Source organism: Streptomyces sp. NPDC055078 (assembly GCF_053607985.1).
On record NZ_JBSGUP010000299.1, the window covers coordinates 1 to 9,745 of the forward strand.

The 9,745-nt window shown below is 71.9% G+C and carries 9 protein-coding genes; 8 read left to right on the forward strand and 1 reads right to left on the reverse strand.

Features of this window, described 5'->3' with window-relative positions:
- The 7 genes from ACWF94_RS23395 to ACWF94_RS23425 all read left to right on the forward strand — a co-directional run.
- Positions 1 to 649: SRPBCC family protein (locus ACWF94_RS23395; RefSeq protein ID WP_453491685.1), on the forward strand; the 649-nt coding region annotated here is incomplete at its 5' end.
- Positions 649 to 2,037, forward strand: a complete 1,389-nt coding sequence (locus ACWF94_RS23400) for an activator-dependent family glycosyltransferase (protein ID WP_453491688.1) — start codon at positions 649 to 651, stop codon at positions 2,035 to 2,037. The genes ACWF94_RS23395 and ACWF94_RS23400, both read left to right, overlap by 1 nt.
- On the forward strand, positions 2,030 to 2,803 hold the full coding sequence (locus ACWF94_RS23405; RefSeq protein WP_453491691.1) for an SDR family NAD(P)-dependent oxidoreductase: 774 nt from the start codon (positions 2,030 to 2,032) through the stop codon (positions 2,801 to 2,803). Before ACWF94_RS23400 ends, ACWF94_RS23405 begins: the two co-directional genes overlap by 8 nt.
- Before the next feature lie 114 nt (positions 2,804 to 2,917).
- Positions 2,918 to 4,216: a cytochrome P450 family protein gene (locus tag ACWF94_RS23410; RefSeq protein ID WP_453491694.1), complete on the forward strand. Its 1,299-nt coding sequence runs from the start codon at positions 2,918 to 2,920 to the stop codon at positions 4,214 to 4,216.
- 107 nt (positions 4,217 to 4,323) lie between these two features.
- The gene (locus tag ACWF94_RS23415) at positions 4,324 to 5,316 is read left to right on the forward strand and encodes an ABC transporter ATP-binding protein (protein ID WP_453491697.1); all 993 of its coding nucleotides are present in this window, start codon (positions 4,324 to 4,326) and stop codon (positions 5,314 to 5,316) included.
- A complete protein-coding gene (locus tag ACWF94_RS23420) occupies positions 5,313 to 6,167 on the forward strand; it encodes an ABC transporter permease (protein ID WP_453491700.1) in 855 nt (284 codons plus the stop codon). The genes ACWF94_RS23415 and ACWF94_RS23420 overlap by 4 nt, the downstream gene beginning before the upstream one ends.
- Positions 6,160 to 6,543 (forward strand): helix-turn-helix transcriptional regulator, encoded by a 384-nt coding sequence (locus ACWF94_RS23425; protein ID WP_453491703.1) that lies wholly within the window; start codon positions 6,160 to 6,162, stop codon positions 6,541 to 6,543. Before ACWF94_RS23420 ends, ACWF94_RS23425 begins: the two co-directional genes overlap by 8 nt.
- Before the next feature lie 148 nt (positions 6,544 to 6,691).
- Here ACWF94_RS23425 and ACWF94_RS23430 read toward each other — a convergent pair whose 3' ends face one another.
- Complete coding sequence (locus ACWF94_RS23430; RefSeq protein WP_453491706.1) at positions 6,692 to 7,975, reverse strand: activator-dependent family glycosyltransferase; 1,284 nt, start codon at positions 7,973 to 7,975, stop codon at positions 6,692 to 6,694.
- A 165-nt stretch (positions 7,976 to 8,140) separates the two neighbouring features.
- Between ACWF94_RS23430 and rdmE the strand changes: the two genes are divergently transcribed.
- The coding region (gene rdmE, locus ACWF94_RS23435; RefSeq protein WP_453491709.1) for an aklavinone 12-hydroxylase RdmE at positions 8,141 to 9,745 on the forward strand (1,605 nt) is incomplete at its 3' end.

Below are 9,745 nucleotides of genomic sequence, written 5' to 3' on the forward strand. Positions count from 1 at the left end.
GCTCTCGGCCACCCGGTCGCTCGTCCGCCTCACCCATGACTTCCGCGCGGTGGACGACGACCCCGGCGGCGTCGAGTGGATCACCCGGGCCATCGAGGGCAACAGCGGCAAGGAACTGTCCGCGCTCCGCGACGCGGTGGAACAGCAGCCCGGACACGGCGACCTGGGGCTGAGCTTCGACGATGTGGTGGAGGTGGCCGGCGACCCCGCCGACGTCTACGACTTCCTGTACGACGCGCGGCAGTGGCAGCAGCGGCTGCCGCATGTGCAGCGGGTGGAGGTCGAGGAGAACACCCCGAACGTACAGCTGCTGGAGATGGACACCCGCACCCCGAACGGCGCCGTGCACACCACCAAGTCCGTACGGGTCTGCTTCCCCACCGCCACCATCGTCTACAAGCAGCTCAGGACACCCGCGCTGATGACGGTCCACAACGGCCGCTGGCAGATCGAGAAGAGCCCGTCCGGGTGCACCGTCACCTCGACACACACCGTCGTCCTCAACCCCGAAGCCGTCGTACCGGTCCTCGGGGAGGGCGCCACCGTGGACGACGCGCGCGGATTCGTCCGCGACGCGCTGGGCCGCAACAGCACCGCGACGATGCTGCTCGCCAAGGAGCACGTCGAGCGAGCGGCCCGGGAGCGCTGATGCGCGTCCTGTTCACGACCTTCGGCGCGCGCAACCACGTCCACGCCCAGGTGCCGCTGGCCTGGGCGCTGCGGGTCGCCGGGCACGAGGTCTGTGTCGCGAGCCACCCCGACCTGGCGGAGGTGATCTCCCGCACCGGGCTGACCGCGGTGCCCGTCGGCCGCGCGCTCAACGAGGACCGGGTGATGGAGGAGCTGCGGGAACGGGAGGACGAGTCGCGCGAGACCTACGCGGACGACGCCGACGCCCCGGACGCCCAGCTCCTCCTGGCGATGGACGAACTGCGCCCGCAGAAGCTCACGTACGACCATATGCACGGGGTGTTCACCGCGATGACCTCGGCCGTCTTCCAGAACTACTCGTCGAACGAGATGATCGACGAGCTGGTGGACTTCGCCCGGGGCTGGCGGCCCGACCTGGTGATCTGGGACCCGCTGACCTTCGCCGGGGCGGTGGCCGCCCGGGTGACCGGCGCGGCGCACGCCCGGCTGATGTTCGGCCTGGACCTGGTCGGCCGGATGCGGGAGAGCTATCTGGCGGCCCTGCGCCGGCGCCCCGCCGGACTGCGCGAGGACCCGATGCGGGAGTGGCTCGGCTGGGTGATGGAGCGCCACGGCGGTACGTTCACCGAGGACCTGGTGGTCGGTCAGTGGACCGTCGACCCCGTGCCCACCTCCCTGCGGCTCCCGGTCGACCTGCCGTATCTCCCGGTCCGCTGTGTGTCCTACAACGGCCGGGGCAGCGTCCCGCGCTGGCTGCGCGAACCGCCGAAGCGCCCCAGGGTCTGTCTGACCCTCGGGGTGTCGCACCGTGAGGTGATGGGCGGCGACCAGGCGTCCATCGGCGAACTGGTGGACGCGGTGGCCGGGCTGGACGTCGAGGTCGTCGCCACCCTCAACGCCGGGCAGCTGCGGGAGGTCCCCCGGCTTCCGGACAACGTCCGCGCCGTGGACTTCGTACCGATGGACGTACTGCTGCCGAGCTGCTCGGCCCTCATCAGCCACGGCGGTTCCGGCACGGTCCACACGGCCCTGCTGTACGGCGTCCCGCAGATCCTCGTCCCCGGCACCATGTGGGACAACGGCATCCGGGCCGAACGGATGGCACGGTCGGGCGCCGGACTGCACCTGGACGCCGGGAAACTGACCGCCGACGCCCTGCGCCACGCCCTGAACCGCGTACTGACCGAGCCGTCGTTCGCCGCCGGAGCGGAACGGCTGCGCCGGGAGACGCTGGCCACCCCGGCTCCCCGGGACGTCGTCCCGGCGCTGGAGGCGCTCACCGCCGAGCACCGGAGTCACGGGCCGGGAGCCGGTGCGCCACCGCCCGAAGGACCGGCTCCCTACCGCGCGGCGGGACACCACGACCCTGCGAGGACCGATGCCTGACACCGCCCCTCCGCCCTCCGCTCCGCGTACGGTCGTGGTGACCGGCGGCGGCTCCGGCATCGGCCGGGCCACCGCACGGGCCTTCGCCGACGACGGCGCCGCCGTGCTCGTCGTCGGCCGCACGGCCGACACCCTGGCCGAGACGGCCAAGGGATACGACACCATCACGACACTCCCCGCCGACCTCACCGAACCGGACGCGCCGCGGACGGTCGTGGACACCGCGCTGCGCGAACTGGGCGGGATCGACGTCCTGGTGAACAACGCGGCGGCCCTGGGCTACCGCCCCCTCGCCGACACCGACCGGCAGCAGGTGACCACCCAGTTCGCCACCAATCTCATCGCACCCGTCCTGCTCACCCGCTGCGCGCTCGACGCCCTGGCGGCCGACGGCGGCGGCACCGTGGTCAACATCAGCTCGTCCGGCGCGCGCGGCACCAGGGCCTGGCCGGACAACGGCGTATACGGCGCGGCCAAGGCCGCACTCGACTTCCTGACCCGCACCTGGGCGGTGGAGCTGGCACCGCGCGGCATCCGGGTGGTCGGCGTCGCCCCGGGGGTGGTCGACACCGGGTTCGGCCCGCGGGCGGGCATGTCGCCCCAGCAGTACGACGGGCTGCTCCACCACGTCGGTACCCGGACGCCCCAGGGCCGGGTCGGCACCCCCGAGGAGATCGCCTGGTGGATCACCCGGCTGACCGGGCCGGGCGCCCACTATCTGACCGGCGTGGTGCTGCCGGTCGACGGCGGCCTGTCCCTGACCTGACCCGGGCCGCCCACGCCAGGCCCCGGCAGCCCGTATCGCTTCCTGACGACGCCCCCATCGAAGACCCGAATTGATGTACCGACATATCGACGCGGAGTTGAGCCCATGGTGAGCATGACCGACAGCGAACTGGGCCGGGTGCTGCTCACGCACCGCGGCGTCCAGTGGATCATCGGGACGAAGGAGGACCCGTACGCCCTGCTGCTGCGGGCCGCGAGCGACGACCCGCACCGGCTCGGCGAACTGATCCGGGACCGGGGGCCGCTGTACTGGAGCAGCGCCGAGGCGTGGGTCACCGCCGACCACGAGGTCGCCGCCGCCGCGCTGCGCGACCCGAGGCTCAGCCCCCGGCCCCCCGGCGCCGACGGCCTGGACGGCACGGAGGCGGCCGGCGAGGAAGAACAGCGGGAGCCCATGCCGTGGGAAGTGCCCGCGCTGCGCGAGATCCTGCCGTTCCACGAGGTGTTCCTGACCGCCGACCGGGCCGACTACGAGCGGGTCCGGGAGCTGACCGAGCCGCTGCTCGGCTCGGCGGCCCTGGAGCGCCTGCGGCCCGCCGCCGAGCGGGCCCAGCGACGGGCGCTGGCCGCCGCGGGGAAGGAGTTCGACCTGCGCACGGACGTCGCGGACCCGGCCGCCACGGAATTCGTCCGGGAGCTGCTCGGCGTACCGGACACCGAGCGCGACCGTTTCGCGGCGCTGTGCCGGGGCGCGGCGGGTGTCCTGGACGCCATGGTGTGCTCGCCGCATCTGCGCACGGCGCACCAGCTGATCACAGCCATCGGGGACATGCGGTCCCTGCTCACCGATGTGATCGAGCTTCGCCGCCGGGCCCGCCCGGAGCCGGGCGACGTCGACCTGGTCGGCGCCTTGCTGCGGACGACACACCCGGACGAGGCGCGGTCGGTGTGCATGCTGCTGGCCCTCGTCGGGCCCGAACTGTCCGCGACCCTGTTCTGCGGCGCGGTGTCCGCCCTGCTCGACCACCCCGCACAGTGGCGGGCGCTGTGCGACGACCCGGACCTCGCGCCCGCGGCGGTCGGGGAGACGCTGCGGTACGCCCCGCCGGTCCGGCTGGTGCCCCTGTTCGCGCGGGAGGACCTCGAACTGGCCGGCACGGCCGTGGCTTCGGGCAGCCAGGTCGTGGTGGCGGTCGAGGCGGCCGAGCGGGACCCCCGGGCCCATCCGGAGCCGGGCGCCTTCGACCTGGCCAGGGAACGGCGCGGGGCGCCCCTGGCGTTCGGCAGCGGCCTGCCCGCCGCGCTGCTCGCGCCGCTGGCCCGGCTGGGGACCGAGTCCGGGCTGCGGGTGCTGGCGGGCGAGGCGCCCGGGGTACGGCGCACCGGCCCCGTACTGCGCCGGCTGCGGTCCGGTGCCACGGGTGCCACCCTGCAACTGCCCCTTGCACGCTGACCCGCCGTTCTCACGGTGAGTCACCAATAGTTGACGCGCGACTTGTACGGTTCGTAGTAGACGTACTATCTTCGATCCAACAAGTCTGATCGAAAGGTAGAGGGCCTATGGCAGGCGCAAGCGATCTGCACGAGCTGAGCCAGGCCGCCGGACCTCCGGGCGGGTTAGCCGATGAACGAGTGATCGACATTCGTGGTCTGCGGATGCGGTACGGGTCGAAGGACGTGCTGAACGGGGTGGACTTCAGCGTCCGCAGGGGGGAGGTCCTCTCCCTGCTCGGGCCGAACGGCGCCGGGAAGACCACGACCATCGAGATCATGGAGGGGTTCCGCACCCGCTCGGCGGGCGAGGTCAGTGTGCTCGGCGTCGATCCGGCCAAGGGCGACGAGTACTGGCGGGCCAGACTCGGGATCGTCCTCCAGTCGTGGCGCGACCACGGGCGGTGGAAGGTCCGCGAACTGCTCGCCCAGCTGGGCGAGTTCTACCGGCCCTACTCCACCGCGCAGCGGCCCCGCCCACGGGACGTGGACGAGCTGATCGCCATGGTGAGCCTGGAGGAGCAGGCGGACCAGAAGATCGGGTCACTGTCCGGCGGGCAGCGCCGCCGCCTCGATGTGGCGATCGGCATCGTCGGACGGCCGGAGGTGCTGTTCCTCGACGAGCCCACCGTCGGGTTCGACCCCAAGGCCCGCCGGGACTTCCACGATGTCGTGCACCGGCTCTCCGATCTGGAGGACACCACGATCCTGCTCACCACACACGACCTGGACGAGGCCGAGAAGCTGTCCGACCGCATCCTGATCCTGGCCGGGGGCCAGATCGTCGCCGACGGCAGCGCCGACCAGCTCGCCCGCCAGACGTCGGGCAAGGCCGAGGTCCGCTGGAGAGTGGAGGACGGTGAACACCTCGTCCACGCCACCCCCGACGCCGCCAAGTTCGTCCACGAGCTGTACAAGCAGCACGGGGAGCGGATCTGCGATCTGGAGGTGCGCCGGGCCAGCCTGGAGGACACCTACATGACCATGGTCCGGCAGTTCGAGGCCGGCCGCACCGACGAGGCGATCGAAGCGATCGCGGCCTTCCGGGAGGCGAGCCGGTGAACCCCACCCTGTACGCCGTCCGGCTCGGCATGCGCCGAGGCTGGACCGAGTTCCGGCAGTCCCTGACCACGCCCGGCGACATCGTGTACTACCTCTTCCTCGGTGGCGTCTTCCTCACGGTGCTGTTCTTCATGCGCAACTCGACCGTGGACGGCACCGACCTCTCGCTGGCGACGCTGTCCATGCCGAGCATGATCGGGGGCCTCCTGGCCTTCCAGACCCTGGGCGGGACGGCGTTCGGTCTTTCGGCCGAGCGGGAGGACGGCACACTGCTGCGGGCCAAGACGGTGCCGCAGGGCATCGTCGGCTATATCAGCGGCCGGGTGCTGGGGATCGCACTGAGCAGCCTGACCACCCTGCTGATCATCCTGATCCCCAGCCTGTTCCTCTTCGACGACCTGGTGACCAGCGAACTCTCCAAGTGGTTCAATCTGCTGTGGGTCCTGGTCCTCGGGCTGCTCGCCACCCTGCCGATCGGCCTGATCATCGGGGCCATGGTGAAGAGCCCGCGGGGCGCCAACACCTGGGGGATCTTCCCGACGATGGGACTGCTGGGGATCTCGGGTATCTTTTACCCGATCGCCTCCCTGGCCGGCTGGCTGCAGGCCATCGCCCAGATCTTCCCCGTGTACTGGCTCGGCCTGGGCACCCGGGCCGCGCTGCTGCCCGACGCGGCGGTCGCGGTCGAGCTGGGGGATTCCTGGCGGCGGCCCATGACCGCGGGTGTGCTGTTGGCCTGGGCCGTGGTCGCCCTGCTGATCGCACCGATGGTGCTGCGCCGAACGGCGCGCGGCGAGACGGGGTCGAAGGTCGAGGCACGGCAGCAGGAGGCATTGAAGCGCGTTGGGTAAGAGGGCATCCAGCAGGAACGCTGAGCGGGCCCGCGGCGACGCGGGGCCGGTGGCCGGGGAGACGGAACCCGGCCCCGGCTCCGGCCGGTCCGCCGTGGGCCGGCGCACCGGTGACCAGGGACGCACCAGGACCGGCACCGGTGCCGAAGCGGTGCACAACCGCATCGCCGTACTGCGGGCGGAACGCGCCATCACCCGCAGACAGCTCGCCGACGCCCTCGGAGTGCACTACCAGACGGTGGGCTATCTGGAGCGCGGCGAGTACAGCCCGAGCCTCTATCTGGCCCTGCGGATCGCGGAGTACTTCGAGGTGCCGGTCGAGGTGATCTTCTCGACCGCCCCGTTCCCCCGGATCGGGAGCACCCCGCCCGCGTAGGACGGGCCCGGCCCGCCGAGCACCGGGCCCCGTACCCGGAGAAGGGGTTTTCGCCGACGCGGCGACGACCACCGGCCGCGCAACGCTGATAACCGGGCCCCGCACGCACAGCACCGGCTCCCGCACGCGTACAACCGAGTACCGGCCGCTAGCGCGACCGGTGCTCGGCCGTGAGCCGCTCCAGCACCGGCACGATGTCGGCCGGAGCGGGGGTGCCGAGCACTTCCCGGCGCAGCCTGTCCGCGTTCGCCCGGAACGACGGCTCCCGCAGCACGCGGACGAGCGAGGCGCGCAGTCCGTCCGGCGTCAGCCGCTCCGGCTCGACGCACAGAGCGGCTCCCGCGTCCCGTACCCGGTGCGCCTTGGGGACGTTGCACCACATCTTGGCCGGCACGATGACCTGGGGCACCCCGTGCGCCAGCGCGGTCTGGAGCGTCCCCGAGCCGCCGTGGTGGACGATCGCCTCGCTGGTGGGCAGCAGGACGTCCAGGGGTGCGAAGTCGACGACGCGCACATTGTCCGGCACCCGCGTGCCCGGATCGAGCTGGTCGGCGTTGAACGTGGCGACCACCTCGACATCCAGCTCGGCCACCGCGGCCAGCAGATCGCCGACCGAGGTCCGGTCCGCGCCCACCACCTCACGGAACGACCTGCCGAGCGTCAGACAGACCCGGGGCCGCCGGGGCGGTTCCCGCAGCCACCCGGGGATCGTCGCCTCACCGTTGTAGGGCACATAGCGGACCGGCACGGAAGGCAGGTCCACCGGCAGCCGCAGGGACGGCGGAACGGGATCGATGGTCCACTGGCCGACGACCAGGTCCTCGCTGAACTCCCGCCCGTGCCGGCGCAGTACACGGCTCATCCACTCCTCCAGCGGATCCTCCCGCAGCTCCGGCGGCAGTTCGGCCAGCCCGCGCCGGTAGTGCTGGCGCATCAGCCCCACCAGATCGAGACCGAACATCAGCCGGGCGTGGGCGGCGCCGCTGAGCCGGGCGGCGAGCGCGCCGGGGTAGTACATGGTGTCCCAGACGACCAGATCGGGCCGCCAGGCACGGGCGAAACCGATCAGCTCCTCCGTCGTGGCGTCCGGCAGGGTGTTCTGGTAGACGAACGAGGTCCACGCGGTGAGCACCCCGTGCACATACGGATAGCTCAGCCGCTGCGGCCGGGTCTCGCTGATGTCGAGTACGTCCAGCCAGGCTTCGTCCTGGATCTCCTCGGGCTCATCGGTGTAGTCCGGGTTCATCGTCGCCGGTACGTCGAGGACGTCACCGACCGCGACGGCGGTCAGCCCGGCGTTGTTGATGTCCTCGACCACATCCGGCTGGGTGGCGATACGGACCTCGTGTCCCGCGGCCCGCATCGCCCACGCCAGCGGTACCTGGGTGTGGACATGGGTGCTCGCCGGGAACGGCGTGAACAGGACTCGCATGGGACCACACCCTGCCGGTGCGGGTTCGTACCGCGCTCGAAGAATCCCGCAGCACCGCACGAGGTCCGCGCCGACGGGCCTCCAGCGGAGTTCGAAGCGCACCGGCGAGTCTCCCCCTCGGGTACCGGCGACCGTCCGGGCGTCGCACCGAAGGGGAGGACGACAATGGCCACAGCCGACACAGAAGTGGATGTCCTGGTCGTGGGCGCGGGTCTGGGCGGACTGTCCACGACGATGTTCCTCGCCGGACTCGGCGTGAGCGTGCTCATGGCGGAGAAGCACCCGACGACGTCCATCCATCCCAGAGCCATCGGCCAGAACCCCCGCACGATGGAACTGCTGCGGGTCGGCGGCATCGCCGAGCGGGTGCAGGAGGTCACCGACCGGCGAGGCGCCAAGGGGCACTTCACCACCCGGGTCGCCGAGACCGTCCGCGGCGAGGTGCTGGGCACCTTCGAGGAGGGCTTCGACCACCTCGTCGCCACCACAGCGCCCTGTTCCCCGATGCCGTGGGCACTGGCCTGGCAGGACCAGCTCGAACCGCTGATGCTGGCACAGGCACGGGACAACGGCGCGCTCATCCGCTTCGCCACCGCTCTGGTCTCCTACGAGCAGGACGCCCACGGGGTCACCGCGGTGCTGCGCGACCGGACGGACGAGACCGAGTCCACCGTACGGGCCCGCTATCTGGTCGCCGCCGACGGCGACCGCAGCCCCATCCGGGAAGGGCTCGGCATCGCCCGCCACGGCCATGGCTCGCTCTCCCACGTGGTCGGCACGATCTTCGAGGCCGATCTGTCCGAGGTGCTCCCGCCGGACGCGTCCGGGCTGTACTACCTGCGCAATCCCGAGTTCAGCGGCATCTTCATCGGCAGCGACCGGCCCGAGCGGCACACCTTCCTGGTCGAGTACGACCCGGAACGCGGTGAATCCAGCGCCGACTTCACCGTCGACCGCTGCGTCGAGCTGATCCGGACCGGTCTGGACGCGCCCGGGCTGGAACCCCGGGTGCTGGACGTCCAGCGCTGGGAGATGGCGGCCCGGATCGCCGAACGGTGGCGCGTCGGCCGGGTGTTCCTGGTCGGCGACTCGGCCAAGGTCGTCCCGCCCACCGGCGGGCTCGGCGGCAACACGGCCATCGGAGACGGATACGACCTGTCCTGGAAGCTGGCCGCCGTACTGACGGGCCGGGCCGGGCCGGGGCTGCTGGACAGCTACGGGGCCGAGCGCAGCCTGGTGGCCCAACTGGTGATGGACGAGTCGATGCACCTCTACGCCTCCCGGCTGGCACCGCACCTCCTGGACCGGATGGCGGAGCCGGTCGGCTACGCCGAGGTGATCCTCGGCTTCCGGTACCGCTCCGACGCCGTCGTCATCGATGACGACGACGCCGCCAGGGTGGAGTCCCCGGCCAGGCCCAGCGGCCGGCCCGGGTTCCGTATGCCGCATGTGCGGGTTCGGCGTGGCGGCGAGCCGATCTCGACCGTTGACCTCTTCGGCACGGGCTGGCTGCTGATGACCGGTCAGGACGGCTCCGGCTGGACCGAGTGGGCCGAGAGCGTGAGCAAGGATCTCGGCGTCCCGATCGAGGTGCACGGCCCGGCGACCGGTCTGAGCGACCCCGGTGGCGAACTCGCCGAACGGTTCGGCATCACCGCCGGCGGGGCGAGCCTGATCCGGCCGGACGGCGTCGTCGCCTGGCGCACCGCCGACCGGCCGGACGACCCCGCCACCGCCAGCCCGCGGGCATGCGTGGCCAGGGTGCTGTCC

Bases quoted from the DNA above. Each gene is read 5' to 3' on its own strand.
- ACWF94_RS23400 (WP_453491688.1), top strand. From the start codon at position 649: ATGCGCGTCCTGTTCACGACCTTCGGCGCGCGCAACCACGTCCACGCC.
- ACWF94_RS23405 (WP_453491691.1), top strand. From the start codon at position 2,030: ATGCCTGACACCGCCCCTCCGCCCTCCGCTCCGCGTACGGTCGTGGTG.
- ACWF94_RS23410 (WP_453491694.1), top strand. From the start codon at position 2,918: ATGACCGACAGCGAACTGGGCCGGGTGCTGCTCACGCACCGCGGCGTC.
- ACWF94_RS23415 (WP_453491697.1), top strand. From the start codon at position 4,324: ATGGCAGGCGCAAGCGATCTGCACGAGCTGAGCCAGGCCGCCGGACCT.
- ACWF94_RS23430 (WP_453491706.1), bottom strand. From the start codon at position 7,975: ATGCGAGTCCTGTTCACGCCGTTCCCGGCGAGCACCCATGTCCACACC.